This window comes from Nonomuraea sp. NPDC001684 (assembly GCF_053596515.1).
Map to the genome: position 1 here is coordinate 1 of NZ_JBSFGJ010000055.1, position 20,160 is coordinate 20,160.

Genomic DNA, 20,160 nt, shown 5'->3' on the forward strand with positions numbered 1-20,160 from the left:
AAGATCACCCGTTCTACTGGATCTCCGTTCTCATGTCCCAGGTTCGGCCGAACACCTTGACTCGACCGCCAGCCGTCTTAACTTCCCGGCATTGGGCCTAGCCCATTGCCGCCGGACTGTCGGTGGCGGGCTGTTGAATGGCGGGCATGACCACGCACGCGGACAGACGCGGGATGTTCTGGGACATGGTCGCCGGCAGGGTTCCGCCGCCGCCGGCGGCGGCGCTGCTCGGCTGGGAGCTCGTCGAGGTCGATCCGGAGGCGGGCACGATCGAGGTGGCCTTCCGGGCGGGCGAGCAGTTCGCCAACCCGGTCGGCGTGGTCCAGGGCGGCTTCCTGGCCGCGATGCTCGACGACACGCTGGGGCCCGCGCTGGTGGCCACGCTGCCGGAGGACCAGTTCGCGCCGACCCTCGACCTCCATGTGCAGTTCCTGCGTCCCGCGCGGCCCGGGCGGCTCGTCGGGCGGGGGCGCGTGGTCAGGCGCGGCAGAGACGTCTGCTTCCTCGCCGGCGAGCTCCTCGGCCCGGGCGGCGAGGTCGTGGCCACGGCGACCGCGACCGTCGTGGTCCGCACGATGGGCCGGCCCTGATCCGGCGCGAGGCCGGGGCCACCCCTGCGTGAGGCGGCCCCGGCGGTGTGCCGCGCGGTTACGGCAGGGCGTCGATGACGGCGTCGCGCCAGTCGTAGTTCATCCAGTCGTAGTTGGCCCACATGCCGCCGGTGACGGCGGCGAGCTCGTTGTCGTCGAGCTCGCGGGCGCCGGTCTCGAAGTCGTTCATCTGGGAACGTCCCCCTCTTGTCGTGGTGAATGTCGCGCACTCACGGTCGCAGGAGGCGCTTGGGGACGTCTTGGCGATCACTAGGAGCGGGCGGCGTGCCCGCTTGCGCGTCACTGAACGAGCGGCCAGGTGACGGCGCAGACCGCGAGAGCGATGCCGGCGGTGACGAACCGGACGGCGCGCGGCAGGTGCGGCATGGTCGTCCAGGCCGCGGCGGGGAAGGCGATCACGCCGCTGAGGAGGATGAGGTAGAACCCGATGACGAAGTCGGCCGGCATGAGCAGCAGCGCCACTTGCCAGATGGCCACCAGGTACAGCGCGGCCATCAGGGTGGCCTGCCACGCCGGGCGTACGCGGAGCAGGTGCAGCAACGGCCAGGCGGCGACCAGCGCGACCCACCGGCCGTACTCCCAGGTCAGGAAGAGGTAGCCGACGCAGCCGGTGTACTCGCCGCAGTAGCGCGCCCCCAACGAGGGGATGAGGTCCGGCGTCAGGGCGGCCCATGCGAGGAGGGCGACGGTGAGGACGATCCCCGCCGCGCCGGCCAGGACCAGCCTTCTGGCCACGTACTGCGCGGAGGGTGCGATGACCTGGGGGGCGATCATCCTTGCATCGTGACACCCGGGCGCGGCGCTGTCGACGGGTGCGGCGGGTGGGTCAGGGGAGGTTCCACTCCAGTTGGCCGTCGGCCGCCTCGGGCTTCCAGTGGCCGACGGTTCCGCCGGTCTCCAGGGCGTCGGCGGTCGCCTTCAGCAGGGCGTGGTAGGAGCGGATGCGGATCCCGCCGGGGGTGAAGCTCATGTTGCCCGCGTGCTCGGTCTTGCCGACGTCACGGCGTACGGAGTCGACCACCAGGCTGTTGCCCGTGCCGTCGGAGCCGACGGGGATCATGCGTCCGTCCCACCATTCGGTGCGGGGGTCGTCCGAGTCGTCGGTGGCGTCGATCTCGCACAGGGTGCGCCAGTGGTCGCGGATCTGGCGGATGGTCATGTTCACGTTGTCCAGGAAGCCGAAGGGCCAGGTGCCCTCGATGACGGCGGAGCCGTTGTGGCGCAGCAGCGAGGCCCGCAGGTCGTCGGGGAAGGACAGGCCTGCCTGGGCCTCGGCGACCGCGATGGTCCTCGCCCTTCCCGGCCGGCCGAGCGTGCGGTAGCTCTTGGGGGCGTTGGCCTTGAGCCAGGTCTCGATCCGCCGCCACTGCCGGTTGACCGCGCGGGTGACCTTGGGGTTGATCGCGCGTACGTGCGGCTTGGCCGTCCGCGGACGGCAGTCGGCGTCGACGGCCTCCTGGGCGAGGGGCGGTTCCTGGGACTCGGCGCGCTGCTGGTCGGCCGGGTCGAGAGCCGGGGACCACTCGCGGTCCGGCTCCGAGCCGGAATCCACCTGCCACCGCGGTTCCGTGGCGCAGGCGACGCCGGCGTCCGCGTACACCTGGGCGCAGGGCAGGTAATCGGCCTCGGCCGCGACGTCTCCTCCCTTGGAGAACACCGCCGACTCCAGGACCTGCGCGCCCCCGGCCAGCAGGACGACCGCCAATGCAGCCATGGCCCAGCGGTTCAGCCGCCGCCGGGTGGGGCCGTCGAGGGGCTGCCGGTCTGCGAGGAAGGCGGCGACGGCGGGGTGGTCGAAGAGGCCGCCCGATCTGGTGGCGTAGCGCTCGATGTCCGCCTTCGTCGGCGTGCCGAGGATCGGGACGGGCGGCCACGGCGGCGGCGCGTCCCGCTCGGGAGGCCGTGCTTCCGGAGCCGGACGCTCGCCGGGCAGAGCGGGGTACGGCGTTCGCGAACGGCGGACGAACACGACCGCCGCCACCGCCACGGCCGCCGCCGCGAGCGCCCACCACAAGCCCCGAGAGGTGATCAACCGCCGCACCTGCGGCACAGTACCGGAAGGCACCGACATGCCCGGAGAAATCACTCCAAATGGTTCGGCGCTGAGGACGCCGGACGCGTCAGAGCCAGTGCCAGGTGACCCCGGCCTCCCGGGCGGCGCCGGTCAGCCACTCCTCGAAGGCGGCCGCGCCGGCGGCCTTCAGCGTGGCCGCGTCCGCCACGGCCTCCTGCCGTTCGACGACCTGGCCGGTCAGGAAGCCCTCTTCGTAGGGGACCGGACCGGCGGCGCCACCGGCCGGCACCTCCCGCAGCGGTACCGGCAGCTCGCCCGCCCACGTCCGGGCCCTGGTCAGCCGCAGGTCCCAGCGGCCGGCGAGCAGCCCGTCGAGCTCGGCCACCTCGACCGGGTCGTCCGACAGCACCCAGGCCGCCCGTACCTGGGCGAACCGGTCACGATGGCGGTCGAGGTACGCCGGAGCCAGCTCGGCCCGCTTCCGGGCGCGGAACCGCTGGTCCTTGGCGGTCATGGTCATGTGGTCGTGGAACGCCTCGGCGCTCATGCCCATCCGGTCCAGCCACTCCCTCATGGTGTCGTGGCCGAGCAGGCCGCGCCGCCTGCGGAACCCGTCCGCGGCGGCCTGGACGTCGGCCAGGCCGACCTCCTCCTGCTCGGCGGCGTTGCGCAGCACGCAGAACCGGACCAGCTCCTCCTGCGGCGACATCCCGGGACGCGCCAGCGAACGCAGCATGAGCATGGCCTCGGACACCGACACGTGCGTCCCGTCCACGGTCAGCACGTAGCCGGCGGCCCAGTGGGTCGAGTGGTCGACCAGCCAGGACGTGCCGTCCTCGGCCTGCACGCCGAGCATGATGGTGCCGCCCGACGGGTGGTCGAGCAGCAGGTCGTAGTCGACGACCGGCGAGCCGGGACGCGGGCTGGTCACCAGCTGGGCGCCGAGCCGCGGGTGCGCCTGGGCCCAGGCGGCGGCGGTGCGGCGGGCCTCCTCCACGGCCGAACGCCGGCGGGTCAGCCCGTGCAGCAGGTTCACGCCGCTTTCGAGGGCCGGCCCGAGGGAGAGCTGAGTCATTGCGCGTCCGTTTCTCCGGCGGTCAGCCAGTCGGCGACGGCGTCGCTGATGGGCAGGCCGGTCAGGTCTTCGATCCAGGCCCACTGGCCGTTGGGGTTGATCTCCAGGAAGACGTACTCCCCGTCGGGGGTGAGGATGAGGTCGATCGCCCCGAAGGACAGGCCGAGCGCCGCGACCAGGTCGACGCAGCGGCGGGCGACGTCGTCCGGCAGGCGGTGCACGCTGTGGCGGGCGCGGGCGAAGTCGTAGTGACGCCAGTCGTCGCGGGTGCGCGGCGAGTCCTGGGAGGCGATCTCGGCGGTGAACACCTGCCGTCCGACCACGGTGACCCGCAGCTCCACCGCCTTGGGCACGTACGGCTGGAGGATGACCGGCTCGTGGACGATCCGCCCCCGGCCGCCGAGCGACCGCCGGGTGACCACGGTCGTGTAGACGGCGTGCGCGCCGCCGTCGATCTCGAACAGGGTGTGCTCCATCGCCTTGGCGATCAGCCGCCCGTCCGCGTGTTCGTAGGCGGGCACCAGCTCGGACGGGTCGTTGGTGATCACCGTCCGGGGCACGGCGAAGCCCAGCCGCCGGGCCAGGGCCAGATGGACCAGTTTGTTGTGCGCCCTGCGCAGCACCGGTTGGCGGGCCGGCAGCCAGCGCGCGTCCAGCAGGTCCCAGAAGCCGTCGGTGAACCACTCCGACAGCTCGCCCACCCGCGCCCGGAGGTCGTCCGCGGTGACGTCGTCCGCGGCGCGCGGGCGTCCGGGGCGCCGGGTCCAGACGGCCGTCGTGCCGGAGAGGTCGAAGACCTGCCCGTCCCTGGTCAGGGCCAGTTCCTCACCGTCCGCGCCGAAGCGCGCGGTCAGCCGGGCGGCGGACGGGTACTCGCCCGGATCCCACCACAGGACGTCCGCGCCCCGGGCCTTCAGCTTGGGCAGCACCAGGTCGACGGTCGCGTCGCCGGGCTCGCTCAGAATCAGTAGCACGTGTCCCCCCAGCCGCGCGGGAGGAGAGCGGGCCCCCCTCCCACGCGACCGCGAATCGTCTCTATCAGTAGTCGGAGACCCAGTCGGTGGGCGGGTTCCCGTTGGTGCCGTAGCAGCGCTGCATCCGCATGCCGCCCGCGACGAGGCCGAGATCGGCCTCCTCGATCACCGCCAGTTCGTCACCCAGATCGTCCAGACTCACGATCTTCTTGCTCATGGTCGTAACCTCCCTTCACATCGAGCTGCGAGCCCCCCGGCTCGCGGACGTGCGGGCACGTCCTCAGCTCATGCGCCAAGCCCACCATCCGGAGATTGGAAGTGGCTTGGATGTGACTTGAGAGGCGGAAGTGAAAGAAGTCCGGTTCAGCCGCGCGCGGCCAGCGCCACCCGGACGACCTCGCGGGCCAGCAGGCGGGCGGGGTCCACGACGGGGACCGGGACCGTGGCCGGGTCCAGGGCGAGCAGCACCTCCGTGCACGCGGCCACCACGCGCCGCGCGCCGCGCGCGGCCATCGAGCGGGCCTGCGCGGCCAGCGCGTCGGCGTGCTCCCGGCCGGCGCGGCCGCCCTTGACGGCGGCGATGGCGGCCATGACCTCGCGCTGGCCGGGCTCGTCCGGCTCGATCGGGGTCACGCCGTGCCGGCGCAGCGCGGGGCCGTACAGGTCGGCGCGGAGCGTGCCGGTGGTGGCCAGCAGCCCGGCGGCGCGCACGCCGTCGGCGGCGAGGGCGGCGGCGGTGACCTCGACGATGCTGACCAGCTCCAGCCCGGCCTCCTCGGCCAGGCGCGGCACGAACGCGTGCGCGGTGTTGCACGGCACCGCCAGCAGCTCACACCCGGCCCCTCTGAGCGCCCCGATGCCGCGCCGCAACTGCGGGGTCGGGTCCTCGCCCTGCCCGAGCAGGCTCGTCGACCGGTCGGGGACGCGGGGGTCGCCCCAGATGACGACCGGCACGTGCTCCTGGTCGCTGGTGGCGGCGGTCTCCTCCACGAGCTTGCCGTAGAAGTCGACGGTGGCGGCCGGGCCCATGCCGCCCAGCACGCCGACCATCCTGGCCCGGCCGAGCGAGGTCATCCGCGGGTCTCCCTTTCCGGTGGCTGCGCCTGACGGCGGTCGGGGCCCAGGATCCCGGTATAGGGTGTCCCGACCGCTGGAACGCAGCAATCAGACATCAAGGGAGGATCAGTGCAGGATTCCGGCGTGCAGCCGCCGTCGTTGCTGGCCGAGTCCGACCTTGAGCTCATCGACGCCCTGCAGATCAGCCCGCGGGCGAGCTGGGTGGAGGTGGGGGCAGCCGTCGGGGCCGACCCGGTGACCGCGGCGCGGCGCTGGCAGCGGCTCACGAGCACCGGCGAGGCGTGGACCACGGTCGCCCTCGGCCCCCGTCAGATGCACGCGCTGAGCATGGCGTTCCTGGAGATCGACTGCGCGGCCGGCGCGGCGGCCGAGGTCGCGGCGGCGCTGGCGCGGGAGCGCCATCTGATCACCGTGCAGCACGTCGCCGCCGGGCACGACCTGTTCGTGATCGCCGTGGCCCCGTCGATGCCGGCCCTGGCCGACCACGTGCTCACCGCGCTGCCCCGGGTGCCGGGCGTGGCCAAGGTCCGCACGCACGTCGCCACGCGGGTGTTCGAGGCGTCGTGCCGGTGGCGGCTGCGGGTGCTGCCGCCGCGCACCGCGGCCGCCCTGGCCAGGCGGCCGGCCGCGCCGGAGTCGACCAGGGAGATGGACGAGATCGACCGGCTGCTGTTCACCGCCCTGCTGCCCGACGGCCGCGCGCCCTACGCCGAGCTGGCCAGGGCGGTGGGCACGTCCGAGCGCACGGTGCAGCGCCGGCTGACCAGGCTGGTGGCCACCGGCGACCTCGACTTCCGCTGCGACCTGGCACGTTCGCACGCGGGCTGGCACTCGGCCGCGCTGCTGTGGCTGCGCATGCCCGACGCGCTGCTGGAGGAGACCGGCCGGGCGCTGCTCGGCTGGCCGGAGACGCGTACCTGCGCGGCGCTCGCCGGGCCGCGGAACATGCTGCTGACGGTGGGCCTGCACGGCGTGGCCGACCTGCATCCGCTGGTGGTGCGGCTGGAGGAGCGCTTCCCGCACGTGACCGTGGCCGACCGGCAGATCGTGCTGCGCCAGACGAAGCTGTACGGGCGGCTGCTCGACCCGTACGGCCGGTGCGCCGAGGTGGTGCCGGTGGATCCGTGGAGCCTGCCCCGGGCGGCCTGACCAGCCGATCCCCGGGGGTCAGCGCGGCTCGGGGATCGTCCCGCCGCGGGCCTCCCTGCACATCCCCGCCCGCAGCACGGCGGCCTCGCTCTCGGCGACGAGCTGCAGGTCGCCGACGGCCAGGGCGGGCAGGCCGAGCGCCGACACCGTCGCGGTGATCCGGCCGACCTCGCCGCGCACCCGGGCCTCGTCGCAGCCGACCCGGGGCGCGGGGGCGCCGAGCGTCGGCATGACCAGCAGGTCGATGCCCTCGACGGCGGCCGCGAACGCGGTCCGCAGCGCCGCCAGCCGCTCGACGGCCCGCCGGTACTCCTCGTGGCCGACGCCGCCCGCGGCGGCCAGCTTGGCCCGTACCCCGGGGCTGTAGCGGGCGGCGCACTCGGGGAAGGTGCCCTCGTGCGTCCGGCGCGCCTGCGCGCCCACGATCGTCCAGTACGGTTCCAGCACCTCGGCGGGCAGGGCCACCTCGCGCAGCCGCGCGCCCAGCTCGGCGAAGTCCCCGGCCTGGTCGCAGCCCTCCGCGACGCCCACGACCAGCCCGGCCAGCGAGTCGGGCGGCTCGACGGCCTCGCCGGTCAGCGCCTGCCAGACGCGGGCGCAGTCGGCGACCGAGGCGGCCATCGGGCCGACCACGTCGAAGGACGGCGCGAGCGGCGCCACCCCGGCGGCGGGCACGGCCCCCGAGCGCGGACGCAGGCCCACCACGCCGCAGCAGGCCGCGGGCATGCGCACCGAGCCGCCGGTGTCGGTGCCGAGCCCGAACCGGGCGATCCCGGCGGCGAGCGCCGCGGCGGTGCCGCCGCTCGAACCGCCGGGGGTCAGGTGCGGGTGGCGCGGGTTGCCCACGTCGCCCCAGTGCGGGTTCTCGCTGGTCACGCCCCAGGCGAACTCGTGCTGGTTCGCCTTGCCGACCAGCAGCGCGCCGGCCGCGTCCAGCAGCTCGACGCAGCGGGCGTCGGCCAGGGCCGGTTCGGCGCCGTACAGGGCGGAGCCGCGGGTGGTGGGCAGGCCGGCCACGTCGATCATGTCCTTGACGACGTACGTCCAGTTCCGCAGGGGGCCGTCCGGCGTGCGGCGGTCGTCGCGCCCGAGGCGGTCGAGGACGGGCTCGGGGCCGGCCTCGATGAGGATGTGGTGCCCGCTGTGGAGGCGGATGGCCTCGGCGGACTGGGCGATCGCCGCCTCGCGTTCCACGGTGGAAGATCTCCTTAGCCTTGCGCGGGCACGGCGACGCCAGGTGGCCGCGGCCCGGGGGGATGATCCGGCACATGCTGGCAGATGGGCCCCGGCCGCGTCGAGAGGCGGTTCAGACGGTCAGCTCGTCCAGCAGCCACTGCAGGCGGGCGGTCTCGCGATCGGGGTGGACCAGCGTGAAGATGCTGCGGCTGATGTTGAGCCACGGCACGTCGACCACCACGACGTCCTCGCCGTGGCCGCGCAGTGCGAGGTCGGGGATGAGGGCGGCGCCGACGCCGGCGCCGATCAGCGACAGGGTGATCTTGAAGTCGTCGGAGTGGCAGACCACCCGCGGGTGCAGGCTCCAGTGGGCGAACAGGGCCTCGAACAGGGTGGCGTCGCTGCTGGCCGGATGGTGCATGATCCACGGCAGGTCCACGAGCTGCTCGGCCCGGTACGGCGACAGGTCCGGCCAGAGCCTGGGCAGGACGAGCCGGTAGCGGTCCTCGGCGATCCACCGCCTGGTCAGCACCGACGGCCACGACAGCCCGGTGTTGCCGACCTGGTAGACCACCGCGGCGTCCATCTCGCCGCCGCTGCCCAGACGGGCGATGAGCTGCGACGACTCGGCGACCGACAGCCGGATCCCGGCCCGGTCCTCCGGCTCCATCCGCCGCATGACGTCGGCCAGCACGCCGGTGAAGCTGGGGAACAGCCCGAGCCGGATCTGCGGCTCGCTGTTGCGGTGCACCGCCTGGACGGTGGCCACCATGCGCTCGATGTCGGCCAGCACGGTCTCGGCCTGCCTGGCCAGCACCTCCGCCGCGCTGGTCGGCAGCACGCTGTGGGCGAAGCGGTCGAACAGCCGCACGCCGGTCTCCCGTTCCAGCGCGGCCATCTGCTGGGAGACGGCCGAGGAGGTGTAACCGAGCCGGTTCGCCGCCGCCGCGAACGACCCCAGCCGCACGACCTCACGCAGTGTGCGCAGATGTTCTGGCTTGAGCATAAGCGTTCCTTGCCCTCAGCGCTGCTAAATGTCGTGTTTATATCGCTTCCTACTTCTTTCCACCACTTCTACAGTGAGCCGCACCACCCCACCCGAAACCCCTGAGAGATCCATGACATGCGCGTATACCGCAACGCCACCATTCGCACCGGCACCAACGGCGCCCCCGCCGCCCAGGCCATGGCCGTGGACGGCGAGCTGATCGTCGCCGTCGGAACCGAGGCCGACGTGCGCGCGGCGGCGGGCCCGGGAGCCGAGCTGGTGGACCTCGACGGCGCCGCCGTGCTGCCCGGCCTGTACGACGCCCACATCCACACGGCCCAGTACGCCCAGAGCCTCGGCGCGGTCGACCTGCGCGACGTGCGCTCCCTGGACGAGGCCCTGGCCAAGGTGGCCGCGCACGCGGCGACCCTGCGACCGGGCGCCTGGCTGTTCGGCGGCCGGTGGAACAGCAACATCTGGAACCCGCCGGTCCAGCCCGACCGCAAGGCCCTCGACTCGGTCTGCCCCGACCTGCCGGTGGCGCTGCCCAACGTCGACGGCCACACCGTCTGGGCCAACTCCGCCGCCCTGCGAATGGCCGGGATCGACGCCTCCACCCCCGACCCGGTCGGCGGCGAGATCGTCAGGGACGCGTACGGGGAGCCCACCGGCATCCTGCGCGAGTCCGCCTCCTACCCGCTGCGCGCCCTCATGGTCTCCGGCGACCTGCGCGACCTGCTGCGCGCCGGCCAGGAGGAGCTGCTGTCGTTCGGGCTGACCAGCGTGCACGACATCGACGGCGAGGACTGCCGGGCCGCCTACCTGGAGCTGCGCGACGCCGGCGAGCTGAAGATCCGCGTGCACAAGGCGATCCCCACGGTCGCCCTGGAGGCCGCCATCGCCGAGGGCCGCCGTACCGGCCAGGGCGACGACTGGGTCCGCACCGGGCCGGTCAAGGTGTTCAGCGACGGCGCGCTCGGCTCGCACACCTGCCACATGCACCAGGCGTTCGCCGGTGAGCACGACAACACCGGCATCGCGGTCACCCCGTACGAAGACCTCGTACGGATCTTCAGCAAGGCGGCGGCGGCCGGCATCGCGGTCGCCACGCACGCCATCGGCGACCGCGCCAACCGGCTGGTCCTCGACGCCTACGAGGCGATCGGGACCACCGCCGGCCTGCGGCACCGCATCGAGCACGCCCAGCACCTGCGCCCCCAGGACCTGACCAGGATGGCCAGGCTGGGCGTCGTCGCCTCGATGCAGCCGGTGCACTGCACCACCGACATCGCCCTGGTGGACTCGCTGCTCGCCGGCCACGACCTGGCCTCCTACGCCTGGCGAGGCATGCTCAACGCCGGGGTCGCGCTGGCCTTCGGCTCCGACGCGCCGGTGGAGAGCCCCGACCCGTGGGCCGCGCTGTACGCCGCGGTCACCCGTACCCGGCAGGACGGCACGCCCGTCGGCGGCTGGCAGCCCGAGCAGCGGCTGAGCATGGCCGAGGCGATCACCGCGCACACCCTCGGCGCCGCGTACGCGGCCGGCGAGCAGGACCGCAAGGGCGTGCTCGCGCCCGGCATGCTCGCCGACTTCATCGCCGTGGACACCGACCCGTACCTGGAGCCGCCGGAGGCGGTGCTGCGCACCCAGGTCCTCACCACCGTCGTCGGCGGCGAAGTCCGCTGGCAGCGATCCTGAAGGAGCACCCCCTCGTGAACATCCGCACTCTCTCCGCCCTCGCCGCCGGCGCGCTGCTGGCCGCCACCACCGCCTGCGGCGCCCAGTCCCTGGACGGCGGCGGCGACGCCGCGGCCCCCGCGGACGGCGGCGCGGCGGCGGTCACGCTCGACCAGGCCCCCACCGAGGAGAAGGCGGCCGACGTGATCAACGCCATCACCCCGGACCAGGCTCTCGCCGCCAAGGCGCCCGCCCGCCTGAAGACGCAGGGCCTGAAGGTCGTCACGTCCGTCGGCTACCCGCCCATGGAGCTGTACGCGAGCGACGGCAAGACGGCGATCGGCTTCGACCCGGCGCTGGCCAGGGCCATCGCCAGGAAGCTCGGCGCCAAGGTGACCATCTCCGACGAGGAGTTCAACTCCCAGATCCCCGGCGTGCTCACCGGCCGCTACGACTTCGTCATCTCCTCGATGAGCGACACGCCGGACCGGCAGAAGCAGGTCACGTTCGTGGACTACGTGCAGGCCGGCGCCGGTCTGCTGGTCAAGAAGGGCAACCCGGCCAAGATCGGCGGCCCGACCGACCTGTGCGGCAAGACGGTGTCCGTCGTCGACAACGGCTCGTCCATGGAGCTGGCCGAGGGGTACGACGCCGACTGCAAGAAGGCCGGCAAGACGGCCGTGAACATCCTGAAGTTCCCCGGCGACCAGGAGGCCCTGATCCAGGTCACCGGCGGGCGGGCGCAGGCCACCATCACCGACTACGTGGTGGCCGCCAGCAAGGCCGCCGACTCCAAACTGGAGGTCGAGGCGATGGCCCTGGAGGGCACCGAGAGCCCGTGGGGCATCGGCATGAAGCCCGACGACAAGGAGCTCGTCGACGCGGTGAAGGGCGCGCTCGACTCCCTCATCACCGGCGGCGAGTACGCCAAGCTGCTGAAGGCGTGGAACCTGGACAAGCTGGCCGTCCAGTCCGCTGTCGTCAACGGCGGTAAGTGACCATGCGCACGGAACCCTTCACCGGGCCGTCCGGGGAGCACGTCCCGGTCGCCAGGACGCGCCACTGGGGCCGCCTGCTGGCCGCGGCCGTCGTGACCGCGATCGCCGGCTGGCTGGTCTACCTGGTCGTGGTGAACCCGCGCCTCGACTGGGGCAAGGTCGCCGAATACCTGTTCAACGACCGCATCCTGGCCGGGGTCTGGGTCACCATCGAGATCTCGGTGCTGGCGACCGTGCTGGGGCTGGTGCTCGGCGTCGCCGTGGCGATCATGCGGCTGTCGCACAACCCGGTGCTCAGCGGGCTGGCCACGCTCTACATCTGGTTCTTCCGCGGCACGCCGGTGCTGGTGCAGCTCATCTTCTGGTACAACCTGGCGTTCCTGTTCCCCGAGCTGGTGCTCAAGGTGCCGTTCACCATGATCGGCGTCAAGTGGGACACCAACGAGGTGATGACCGGGTTCACCTCGGCCATGCTGGGGCTCGGGCTGAACCTGGCGGCGTACTTCGCCGAGACCGTGCGGGCCGGGATCCAGGCCGTCGACCACGGCCAGACCGAGGCCGCGTACGCGCTGGGCATGACCCCGGCCAAGCGCATGCGCGTGATCGTGCTGCCGCAGGCGCTGCGGATCATCATCCCGCCCACCGGCAACGAGTTCATCTCCATGCTGAAGACCACCTCGCTGGTCTACGTGGTGGCCGGGCACGACCTGATGACCAACGCCAGCCAGATCTACAAGGCCAACAACCTGATCATGGAGCTGCTCATCGTGGCGAGCCTGTGGTACATGCTGATGACCGCCGTCGCGACCTTCCTCCAGGGCCGCCTGGAACGCCGGTTCGGCTCCGAGGCCGTACGGCTGGTCCGCGGCGGCGGGCTCGCGGCCCGGATCCTGCCGAAGGCGGCGGCGTGAGCCCCGTCGTGCACGCCACGGGCGTGCGCATGGGCTTCGGCGACACGCAGGTGCTCAACGGCGTCGACTTCACCGTCGCGCCGGGCGAGGTGAGCTGCGTGATCGGGCCGTCCGGATCGGGCAAGTCGACCTTCCTGCGCTGCGTCAACGGGCTGGAGCCGGTGCTCGGCGGCAGCCTGCGGGTGCTCGGCGAGGAGGTCGGGCACAGCCTGCGCGAGGGCCGCTACCGGCCGTGGACGCCCAAGGAGTTCGCCGTCTTCCGCCGCCGGATCGGCATGGTGTTCCAGCGGTTCAACCTGTTCGCCCACCAGAGCGCCCTGGAGAACGTGGCCTGTGCCCCCGTCCACGTCCTCGGGGTCTCGGCGGAGCGGGCCAGGGCGACCGCGATGGAGCACCTGGAGCGCGTCGGCCTGGCCGCGCACGCGCACAAGCGGCCCCACCAGCTCTCCGGCGGCCAGCAGCAGCGGGTCGCCATCGCCAGGGCGCTGGCGATGAGCCCGGAGCTGATGCTGTTCGACGAACCCACGTCCGCGCTCGACCCCGAGCTGGTGGACGAGGTGCTGGAGGTCATGCGCGGCCTGGCCGCCGACGGCATGACGATGGTCGTGGTCACCCACGAGATCGCCTTCGCCAGGGAGGTCGGCGACCGGCTGGCCTTCTTCGCCGACGGGGTCGTGGTCGAGAGCGGCCCCCCGGCCGAGCTGCTGGCCAACCCGGGACACGAGCGGACCAGGGCGTTCCTGTCCAGCGTCCTGACCCAGGACCGCACCTGACGGCGAGGGGGCTCCGCCCGCCGGAGCCCCCTTCCCCCCTTCTGGCGCGCGCTGAACCCCTTCTGGCGCGCGCTGAACCCCTTCTAGCGCGGGCTGAAGCGCAGGAAACCGGCCGTCTGCGTCACGAGGACGAGCAGCGAACCGGCGATCAACGCCAGCCACAGGCCCCGCAGCCCCCACGCCCCCGCCGCCGGCCCCGCCACGGACGCCAGCAGGCCGTTCCCCAGGACCGCCGACCCCAGCGTCCAGGACGACCGCCTGAGCGCCGTCAGCCCGGCCGACATCACGATCGCGCAGTGGTCGGCCAGGGCGTGCACCACCGACAACGGCACCAGGCCGACGGCGACGGCGAGCACGGCGGCGTCCGAGGTGAACAGCCCGAGCACCGCCTCCCCCAGCAGGACCAGCACCAGCCCGCCGGCCAGCACTCCGGCGGCGGCGATCGTCAGGGCCGCCCGGTTCAGCCGGCGGGCCTCGCCCGGCAGGGCCGCCCTGGCGATCTCCGGCGTCGCGGCCTGCGCGACCGCGACGGCGGCCAGCCCGAGGAATCCGTGCAGCGACAGCAGGATGGCGTGCGCGGCCGCCCCCTGCGCCCCGGTCCGCGCGGCGGCGTACGTCACCCCGCCCATGACCGCGAACTTCACGACGAGCGTGGCCGACATCGGGACGCCCACCCGCGCCATCCGCAGGATCTCCCGCCACCGCGGGCGGCCCGGCCACGACGACCGCCCGGCCAGCTCGGGCAGGCGCAGCAGCAGCGTGTTGGACACGGCGACGGCCACGGCGGTGGACGCCACCAGCGCCACCCCGCTGCCCTGAACGCCCATCCGCGGCACCAGGACGAGATGCAGCACCACCCCGGTGGCCGTGCTCGACAGGCCGGCCCAGAGCACCAGGCGGCTGCGTCCGAGCGCGACCAGCACGCCGCCGGCGCCGCTGCCCGCCGAGTACAGCAGCACCTGGAGCGCCAGCAGCGGCGGCAACGCCCCGAACTCGGCCACCACCTCGCCGGGCGCCCCGCCGATCCGCGCGATCACCGGGACGCCGAGCATGACCCCCGCGCCGGCCGTGCCGAGACCGGCGGTGAGCCACCGGGCGTCCTTCAGGACGAGCAGCGCCTCCGTCGGACGATCCCGGCAGGCGGCGACGAACGGCGCCATCCCCCGCAGGCCACCCGACACCGCGGCCGTCACGGGGGTGAGCACGGCGTTGACCAGCGCGAAGGCCGCCAGTTGGGCCGTGGCCTGGCGGCCGAGGAGGGAGGTGGTGACGAGCTGGGCGACGATCCCGGCGCTCATGGACAGGAAGAGCGGGACGGCCGCGGCGAGCAGCGTGCGATGAGGTGTGGAGGGCATGAAAAGCAAGATCCCGGGGGCGCCTGCCCGCCGGGATGCATGATCATTATACCGGTGCGCCACCCGTCGTGTCCGCCCCTCAGCCGCCCCCGGGGCGGCCGGGCTTGAGTGGACGTCCGGAACGGGGGTCCAGGGCGACCGTCTGCCCGCCCCGCCTCCCCCGGTCGTCCAGGCGTACGTGTGCGGGGTCGAGCCAGGTCACCCGGGGCAGGCCGTCGTCGTGCTCGGTGGTGAACCGATCCGTCAAGGGCCATTCGCGCGTCAGCAGGCCGTCGTTCCTGCGGACCACGAGCCTCCAGTCCGGGACGATCCAGTCGTCGGACAGCACCCGCACCTCCAGCCCGCTGCCGTCGGGGCCGGGGATCCTGGCATGCACCCGCATGCCGGTCACGAGACCGACCAGCCCGGCCGTCGCCCAGATCATCACGAGCGCGACGACGGGCGCGCGCGGCCCGCCGCCGAAGGCGAGCGCCCCGGAGACGACGACCAGGCTCGCCGCCAGCGTCCCCAGCAGGACCGGCCGGTCGAGCAGCACGTAGTGCCCGAGGCCGCCGACCAGCGCGCCGGCCACCGCGACCGCCGCCAGGACCAGCAGGCCCGCGGCCACCCGCGCGCGGGACCGCGAAGTCGCGGCGGCACCCGGCTCCGGATCGTCGTCCATGTCCATCGAGGTTCTCCGCTGCTCGGCCGGTTCAGCCGAACCTGACCTCCAGCCTGATCCGCTGGTTGGTCCCGCTCTGCTCGAAGTCGGCGGTGACCTGCGGGCCGAAGGCGGCCGAGCCGGTCAGCTTGACCTGGAGCGGGTAGACCTTGCCGCCGGTGGCCGAGCGGTAGGTCGCGGTGATGCGGTACCGGCCCAGGGGCACGTCGACCACCGCCCAGCCGCTGTCCGTGTAGACCGGCGTGCGGCCGGAGACGACCTTGCCGTCGCTGCCGTCGATCAGCGGGCCGACCGGGGTCATCGTCAGCCGGACGTTCTGCTGGTCGACGTCCTCCGGAAGGTTGTCGAACCAGAGGTTCGTGGCGACCAGGCCGCCGTAGTAGCGGCCGTCGGCGCCGGGCCGCCTGCCGGTGACGCGCCAGGTGAAGTTCCGCACCCCGCCGGCGCTCGCCCGGACGGAACCGGTCGAGGACGGCTCCAGGTCGAAGGTGTACTGCCGGCCGTGGAACTGCCGCGTCACCGAGGCGCTGACCAGCCAGGACGACGGCTCGCGCGGCAGTTGCGCGCGGTAGAGGCCGTTGCCGTCGCTGTGCAGCACGATGTCGCTGTTGTAGTAACGCCGGTCCTTCACCACGACCTTGGCGCCCTGGACCGGCCGCCCGGCCGAGTTCACCACCTTGCCGCGCACCACGTACGCCGCCGCGCCGACGGTCGCGTCCGCCGCGTCGGCGGTGCCCGGCGCGCACCCGAGCACCGCCGCCAGGACGAGCGTCGCCCCCGTCCTGCCCAGAACCGACCGGGTCCTCGTCTCGCCCATCTTCTCCCCGTCCGCCGAGTGCGTTCTGCTGACCGGTCAGACCCTGGCCGCGGCTCCTTGGAAACGACTGGAAACCGCTGGAGACGGCCGGTCGGGGGCGCTCGGCCGGGCCGTCCGCGGCTGGGGCGGTGGGCGAGCCTCGGCTACAGTGGAGAGAAGAAGGTGCACAAGCAACCATGATTCAGGGAGGCAGGGCCCGTCGCGGCGGGCTCGTTGTTTTGAGAGGTCTGACGAGCAGTCTGGGGCAGGACGAGACCGGGGCCGTGTGGCGTGGCGCCCCCTACCCGGTTCTGGTGGTGGACATCGCAGGTGTCATCGCCCAGGCCAACGACGCGGCGCTGCGGCTGCTGCCCGGGGCGGTCCCCGGCGCGGCGCTGGCGGACAGCGCTCCCGCCTGGCTCTCCCACGCCCACGCCGCCGCAACCCCTCCCCCTGACGTCACTCCCTCCGACACCGTTCTTCCTGACACTGTTCTTCCCGACGCCGTTCTTCCCGAGGGTGTGCGCGGTTCCATCGGGGCGGCCACGTTCGAGGCGCGTCCGGTCCGCGACGGCGACGCGATCGCCTGGTGGCTGGCCGACACCACCGACCTCGACCGCGCCACCGAGGCCCTGCACCTCGAACGCGAGCGGACGTCGTTCCTCGACAAGGCCTCCAGCGAGCTGCTGTCCTCGCTCAACCTCGACCGCTGCCTGGAGGTGACCGCCCGGCTGGCCGCCCGCCACCTGGCCGACGCCGCGCTGGTCATCCTGCCGCCCTACCGGCGCCGGCACCCCATCGCGTACTGCGGGCCGGACGGCGTGGTCGTCCGCGAGGAGCTGGCCGTCGATCCCGAGGCCGTGCCGGGTCTCGCCGAGGCGCTGCAGGGCTACCCGCCACTGCCCTCCCGCTGGATCGACCCCGCCGCCGCCCCCGGCTGGCTGGCCCGCGACGGGCTCGACGAGATCGGCTCGATGGTGGTGACCGCGCTGCCCGGTCACGGCGTCCCGGCCGGGGCGCTCGTGCTGCTGCGCGGCAGCGGCCAGGCCGGCTTCTCCGACGGCGAGGAGGTCTTCGCGCGGCTGTTCGCGGCCCGCGCGGGGGCCGCGATGTCCGCCGCCCGTCTGTACGCCGAGCAGGCCGACATCACCGAGACCCTCATGCGCGAGCTCCTGCCGCCCCGCGCGCGGAGCCTGCACGGCGTCGAGGTCGCCGCCCGCTACCGTCCCTCGGAGCACACCGCCCGCGTCGGCGGCGACTTCTACGACCTCCACCCGCCCGCCGAGGCCGGCCAGGAGTCGCTGGTGGTGCTCGGTGACGTGGCCGGCAAGGGCCTGGAGGCCGCCGTGCTCACCGGCAAGATCCGGCACACCCTTCAGGCCCTGCTGCCGATGGCCGGCGACCACCAGCGCGTGCTCGAACTGCTCAACGGCGTGCTCATCAAGGGCGGCGACCGCTCCCGCTTCGTCACTCTTGTCCTGGCCTCGATCCAGCGGGCCGGCAACCGCGTCCTGCTCCGGGTCACCAGCGCCGGGCACGCGCCGCCGCTCGTCGTGCGCGGTGACGGGCGCGTCGACGTGGCCAGCACCAAGGGCACCCTCATCGGCATGCTCGAACGCGTCACCAGCGTCACCGACACCGTGGTCCTCGAACCCGGCGAGACCTGCCTGCTCTACACCGACGGCATCACCGAGGCCATGGGCGGCCCGCTCGGCGACGAGATGTTCGGCGACGAGCGACTGCAGGAGGAGTTGCGGCAGTGCGGCGGCATGCCGCCCGAGGCGATCACGGAACGTGTGGAGATGTTGTCGTCCCAGTGGGTAGGAGGTGGCGATCACGATGACATGGCCGTCATCGCCATCACCGCGCCGCGCGGGGCACATCTGAGCGCGGTGGGAGGACACGGACGGGGAAGGTTCACCGCATGACGCACGCAGACGGACTCTCCGCCTGGCGCGAAAAACTCTGGGACGCCGCTGTCGCCGGCGACGAGTACGCCGCCACGGACGCCGCGCTCGCCGCGCTCGACCAGGACATCTCGCTGGAAACCCTGCTGCTGGACGTGGTCGCCCCCGTACAGGCCCGCGTCGGCCAGGAGTGGGAGAGCAACCAGATCACCGTGGCGCAGGAGCACACCGCCACCGCCGTCAACGAGCGGGTGCTGGCCGCGCTCGCCCACCACCCCGCCGCCCGCGCCGCCGCCGCGAACGGCCCGGCACTCGGGCGCATCGCCGTCGCCTGCATCGACGGCGAGTGGCACGCCATGCCCGCCCGCATCCTGACCGAGGTGCTGCGGCTGCGCGGCTGGCGGGTCGACTACCTCGGCGCGCAGGTGCCGACGCCCCACCTCATCACCCACCTGCACCGCACGGCCTGCGACGTGGTCGCGCTGTCCAGCTCCATCCCCACCCGGCTGCCCGGCGCCCACGCCGCCATCACCGCCTGCCAGGCGACCGGCACGCCGGTGATGGCCGGCGGCGCCGCGTTCGGAACGGACGGCCTCTACGCCCGCCTCCTCGGCGCCGACGCCTGGGCCGCCGACGGCGCCGCCGCCGCAGACCGGCTCGCCGCCGGCCCGCTGCCCCGCCCCGTCGCCCCCCGCCAGGCCGTGGACGACCTGCCGCACCTGGACGACCAGGAGTACACCATGGTCAGCCGGTCGGCCCGGAGCCTGGTCAGGGACGTCATGGGCGGCCTGGAGGAACGCGTCCCGGCGATGGCGGACTACACGCCGCAGCAACGCAGGCACACCGCCGAGGACATCCTGCACATCGTCGACTTCCTGGCCACCGCGCTCTACGTGGACGACCCCGGGCTGTTCACCCGGTTCCTCACCTGGACGGCCGGCGTCCTGACCGCTCGGGGCGTCCCGGCGGGTACGCTGATGCCGGCGCTCGACCTGCTGGGCAGGCGGCTGGAGGACTTCCCGCGCGCCTCGGCCCTGATCACCCACGGGCGCGACGCCGTGCGCGCCGCGGCCTCCCCGACCGACGTAACCCCGCTCCCCGGCCACGGAAAGATCGCATGACCGCCTTCGCCCCCGACCCGCTGACCCTCGTCCAGGCCACGCCCCGCCCGGGTGTGCTGCGCGTCGCCGTCACCGGCGACCTGGACTACAACACGGCGCGAGAGCTCCTGACCACAGCCCTCGCCGCGCTCGCCGACGGCGGTCTGACCGACCTGCACCTCGACTTCGACGGCCTGCACTTCTGCGACTCCAGCGGCCTGTCGGCGCTGCTGATGATCCACCAGCACGCCGTGACGGCCGGCACCCGGCTGCACCTGGAGCAGCGCCCTCGGGTGCTGGAGCGGCTGCTGGACGTCAGCGGCACGTACGAGCACCTCACCGGCGCCCCGGCCGGCGTCACCCAGCACTCCTCCACCCAGGACTGACACCCGCCGCCCACGCGCTGAGATCCGGCCCGGCCGGTTCAGCCGGCCGCGGCCTGGTCGGTCGTGTCGCGCCTCGTGCGGCGCAGGCTCGCCGCCCCGGCCACCGCGGCGGCCACCGTGTCGCCCATGGCGATGTGGTCGGCCAGCCCCGTGCGCCGCATCATGTTGGCGCAGATCGGCGGCGGCGCGGCCACCGCCAGATCGCCGCCGGCCTCACGCGCCTGCTGCCACAGCGCGATGACGACGGACAGCCCGGTGGAGTCGAAGAACTCGATGCCCCTGAGGTCGAGCACGACCATCGGCGCCGCGCTGTCGCCGTTCCCGCTGTTCCCGTCGTCGTGACCGCCGGCCACGACGCCGAGCGCCCATTGCCGGAACTCGGGTTTCTGCATGAAGTCGAGCTCCCCGCTCAACCCCATGACCAGGCACCCGTCCGCCTGTCTCGTCTCCGCCCGCAACCGGGGCCCTCGCCAGCTCTTCTCGTCTTCTCCGCCGTCGATGCCGCTCACCTCCCGGTGGTTCGTCTTCTACC

Annotated in this window: 22 protein-coding genes; 9 read left to right on the forward strand and 13 right to left on the reverse strand. The window is 73.4% G+C overall.

The window, feature by feature from the left end; genetic code table 11:
- The first annotated feature begins 146 nt into the window (after positions 1-146).
- A complete protein-coding gene (locus ACWCSD_RS13650) occupies positions 147-590 on the forward strand; it encodes a PaaI family thioesterase (RefSeq protein ID WP_387676771.1) in 444 nt (147 codons plus the stop codon).
- A 58-nt stretch (positions 591-648) separates the two neighbouring features.
- On the opposite strand, the gene ACWCSD_RS13655 is transcribed toward ACWCSD_RS13650, so the two are convergent.
- The 7 genes from ACWCSD_RS13655 to ACWCSD_RS13685 form a co-directional block, all read right to left on the reverse strand.
- On the reverse strand, positions 649-780 hold the full coding sequence (locus ACWCSD_RS13655) for a bacteriocin (RefSeq protein WP_352353089.1): 132 nt from the start codon (positions 778-780) through the stop codon (positions 649-651).
- A gap of 110 nt (positions 781-890) precedes the next feature.
- Positions 891-1,385 carry a hypothetical protein gene (locus ACWCSD_RS13660; RefSeq protein WP_449914850.1) on the reverse strand — a complete coding sequence of 165 codons (495 nt, stop codon included), beginning with the start codon at positions 1,383-1,385 and terminating at the stop codon, positions 891-893.
- Positions 1,386-1,437: 52 nt separating this feature from the next.
- Positions 1,438-2,643, reverse strand: a complete 1,206-nt coding sequence (locus tag ACWCSD_RS13665) for an SMI1/KNR4 family protein (protein ID WP_449914852.1) — start codon at positions 2,641-2,643, stop codon at positions 1,438-1,440.
- Positions 2,644-2,731: 88 nt separating this feature from the next.
- Complete coding sequence (locus tag ACWCSD_RS13670; protein ID WP_449914853.1) at positions 2,732-3,700, reverse strand: TIGR04500 family putative peptide maturation system protein; 969 nt, start codon at positions 3,698-3,700, stop codon at positions 2,732-2,734.
- Entirely contained in the window at positions 3,697-4,674 is a 978-nt protein-coding gene (locus ACWCSD_RS13675) for an MvdC/MvdD family ATP grasp protein (protein WP_449914857.1), read from the reverse strand. Before ACWCSD_RS13675 ends, ACWCSD_RS13670 begins: the two co-directional genes overlap by 4 nt.
- 64 nt (positions 4,675-4,738) lie before the next feature.
- Positions 4,739-4,891, reverse strand: a complete 153-nt coding sequence (locus ACWCSD_RS13680) for a hypothetical protein (protein ID WP_358300966.1) — start codon at positions 4,889-4,891, stop codon at positions 4,739-4,741.
- Positions 4,892-5,037: 146 nt separating this feature from the next.
- Complete coding sequence (locus tag ACWCSD_RS13685; RefSeq protein WP_397161514.1) at positions 5,038-5,748, reverse strand: cysteate racemase; 711 nt, start codon at positions 5,746-5,748, stop codon at positions 5,038-5,040.
- Between the two features lie 111 nt (positions 5,749-5,859).
- Between ACWCSD_RS13685 and ACWCSD_RS13690 the strand changes: the two genes are divergently transcribed.
- Positions 5,860-6,900 carry an Lrp/AsnC family transcriptional regulator gene (locus ACWCSD_RS13690; RefSeq protein WP_397161515.1) on the forward strand — a complete coding sequence of 347 codons (1,041 nt, stop codon included), beginning with the start codon at positions 5,860-5,862 and terminating at the stop codon, positions 6,898-6,900.
- 18 nt (positions 6,901-6,918) lie between these two features.
- Here the strand turns inward: ACWCSD_RS13690 and ACWCSD_RS13695 are convergent, their stop codons facing one another.
- Both ACWCSD_RS13695 and ACWCSD_RS13700 read right to left on the reverse strand, forming a co-directional pair.
- Positions 6,919-8,094, reverse strand: a complete 1,176-nt coding sequence (locus ACWCSD_RS13695) for an amidase (RefSeq protein WP_449914861.1) — start codon at positions 8,092-8,094, stop codon at positions 6,919-6,921.
- A 112-nt stretch (positions 8,095-8,206) separates the two neighbouring features.
- A complete protein-coding gene (locus ACWCSD_RS13700) occupies positions 8,207-9,082 on the reverse strand; it encodes a LysR family transcriptional regulator (protein ID WP_352322122.1) in 876 nt (291 codons plus the stop codon).
- A 117-nt stretch (positions 9,083-9,199) separates the two neighbouring features.
- On the opposite strand from ACWCSD_RS13700, the gene ACWCSD_RS13705 reads away from it, so the two are divergent.
- The 4 genes from ACWCSD_RS13705 to ACWCSD_RS13720 are packed head-to-tail and all read left to right on the forward strand — an operon-like array spanning position 9,200 to position 13,423.
- Positions 9,200-10,762 (forward strand): amidohydrolase, encoded by a 1,563-nt coding sequence (locus ACWCSD_RS13705; protein ID WP_397161517.1) that lies wholly within the window; start codon positions 9,200-9,202, stop codon positions 10,760-10,762.
- A gap of 14 nt (positions 10,763-10,776) precedes the next feature.
- Positions 10,777-11,739 carry an ABC transporter substrate-binding protein gene (locus ACWCSD_RS13710; RefSeq protein ID WP_449914864.1) on the forward strand — a complete coding sequence of 321 codons (963 nt, stop codon included), beginning with the start codon at positions 10,777-10,779 and terminating at the stop codon, positions 11,737-11,739.
- Positions 11,740-11,741: 2 nt separating this feature from the next.
- Positions 11,742-12,650 carry an amino acid ABC transporter permease gene (locus ACWCSD_RS13715; RefSeq protein ID WP_352322116.1) on the forward strand — a complete coding sequence of 303 codons (909 nt, stop codon included), beginning with the start codon at positions 11,742-11,744 and terminating at the stop codon, positions 12,648-12,650.
- Positions 12,651-12,679: 29 nt separating this feature from the next.
- Positions 12,680-13,423, forward strand: a complete 744-nt coding sequence (locus ACWCSD_RS13720) for an amino acid ABC transporter ATP-binding protein (protein ID WP_358301108.1) — start codon at positions 12,680-12,682, stop codon at positions 13,421-13,423.
- Positions 13,424-13,506: 83 nt separating this feature from the next.
- Here the strand turns inward: ACWCSD_RS13720 and ACWCSD_RS13725 are convergent, their stop codons facing one another.
- The 3 genes from ACWCSD_RS13725 to ACWCSD_RS13735 form a co-directional block, all read right to left on the reverse strand.
- Positions 13,507-14,778 carry a hypothetical protein gene (locus tag ACWCSD_RS13725; RefSeq protein ID WP_449914866.1) on the reverse strand — a complete coding sequence of 424 codons (1,272 nt, stop codon included), beginning with the start codon at positions 14,776-14,778 and terminating at the stop codon, positions 13,507-13,509.
- A 79-nt stretch (positions 14,779-14,857) separates the two neighbouring features.
- The gene (locus ACWCSD_RS13730; RefSeq protein WP_449914869.1) at positions 14,858-15,439 is read right to left on the reverse strand and encodes a hypothetical protein; all 582 of its coding nucleotides are present in this window, start codon (positions 15,437-15,439) and stop codon (positions 14,858-14,860) included.
- Between the two features lie 31 nt (positions 15,440-15,470).
- Positions 15,471-16,256 (reverse strand): hypothetical protein, encoded by a 786-nt coding sequence (locus ACWCSD_RS13735; RefSeq protein ID WP_449914872.1) that lies wholly within the window; start codon positions 16,254-16,256, stop codon positions 15,471-15,473.
- 296 nt (positions 16,257-16,552) lie between these two features.
- Between ACWCSD_RS13735 and ACWCSD_RS13740 the strand changes: the two genes are divergently transcribed.
- Genes ACWCSD_RS13740 through ACWCSD_RS13750 form a run of 3 tightly spaced genes read left to right on the forward strand, consistent with a single transcriptional unit; the run spans position 16,553 to position 19,628 of the window.
- Complete coding sequence (locus ACWCSD_RS13740; RefSeq protein WP_449914874.1) at positions 16,553-18,163, forward strand: PP2C family protein-serine/threonine phosphatase; 1,611 nt, start codon at positions 16,553-16,555, stop codon at positions 18,161-18,163.
- Positions 18,160-19,263 (forward strand): cobalamin B12-binding domain-containing protein, encoded by a 1,104-nt coding sequence (locus ACWCSD_RS13745; RefSeq protein ID WP_449914876.1) that lies wholly within the window; start codon positions 18,160-18,162, stop codon positions 19,261-19,263. The genes ACWCSD_RS13740 and ACWCSD_RS13745 overlap by 4 nt, the downstream gene beginning before the upstream one ends.
- Complete coding sequence (locus ACWCSD_RS13750) at positions 19,260-19,628, forward strand: STAS domain-containing protein (RefSeq protein WP_387652140.1); 369 nt, start codon at positions 19,260-19,262, stop codon at positions 19,626-19,628. The genes ACWCSD_RS13745 and ACWCSD_RS13750 overlap by 4 nt, the downstream gene beginning before the upstream one ends.
- 38 nt (positions 19,629-19,666) lie before the next feature.
- Here the strand turns inward: ACWCSD_RS13750 and ACWCSD_RS13755 are convergent, their stop codons facing one another.
- Entirely contained in the window at positions 19,667-20,137 is a 471-nt protein-coding gene (locus ACWCSD_RS13755) for an STAS domain-containing protein (protein ID WP_449914879.1), read from the reverse strand.
- Positions 20,138-20,160 lie beyond the last annotated feature (23 nt).

Coding starts and splice junctions, on each gene's coding strand:
- ACWCSD_RS13650 (WP_387676771.1), top strand. CDS start 147: ATGACCACGCACGCGGACAGACGCGGGATGTTCTGGGACATGGTCGCC.
- ACWCSD_RS13655 (WP_352353089.1), bottom strand. CDS start 780: ATGAACGACTTCGAGACCGGCGCCCGCGAGCTCGACGACAACGAGCTC.
- ACWCSD_RS13660 (WP_449914850.1), bottom strand. CDS start 1,385: ATGATCGCCCCCCAGGTCATCGCACCCTCCGCGCAGTACGTGGCCAGA.
- ACWCSD_RS13670 (WP_449914853.1), bottom strand. CDS start 3,700: ATGACTCAGCTCTCCCTCGGGCCGGCCCTCGAAAGCGGCGTGAACCTG.
- ACWCSD_RS13680 (WP_358300966.1), bottom strand. CDS start 4,891: ATGAGCAAGAAGATCGTGAGTCTGGACGATCTGGGTGACGAACTGGCG.
- ACWCSD_RS13685 (WP_397161514.1), bottom strand. CDS start 5,748: ATGACCTCGCTCGGCCGGGCCAGGATGGTCGGCGTGCTGGGCGGCATG.
- ACWCSD_RS13700 (WP_352322122.1), bottom strand. CDS start 9,082: ATGCTCAAGCCAGAACATCTGCGCACACTGCGTGAGGTCGTGCGGCTG.
- ACWCSD_RS13705 (WP_397161517.1), top strand. CDS start 9,200: ATGCGCGTATACCGCAACGCCACCATTCGCACCGGCACCAACGGCGCC.
- ACWCSD_RS13715 (WP_352322116.1), top strand. CDS start 11,742: ATGCGCACGGAACCCTTCACCGGGCCGTCCGGGGAGCACGTCCCGGTC.
- ACWCSD_RS13720 (WP_358301108.1), top strand. CDS start 12,680: ATGGGCTTCGGCGACACGCAGGTGCTCAACGGCGTCGACTTCACCGTC.
- ACWCSD_RS13725 (WP_449914866.1), bottom strand. CDS start 14,778: ATGCCCTCCACACCTCATCGCACGCTGCTCGCCGCGGCCGTCCCGCTC.
- ACWCSD_RS13730 (WP_449914869.1), bottom strand. CDS start 15,439: ATGGACGACGATCCGGAGCCGGGTGCCGCCGCGACTTCGCGGTCCCGC.
- ACWCSD_RS13735 (WP_449914872.1), bottom strand. CDS start 16,256: ATGGGCGAGACGAGGACCCGGTCGGTTCTGGGCAGGACGGGGGCGACG.
- ACWCSD_RS13745 (WP_449914876.1), top strand. CDS start 18,160: ATGACGCACGCAGACGGACTCTCCGCCTGGCGCGAAAAACTCTGGGAC.
- ACWCSD_RS13750 (WP_387652140.1), top strand. CDS start 19,260: ATGACCGCCTTCGCCCCCGACCCGCTGACCCTCGTCCAGGCCACGCCC.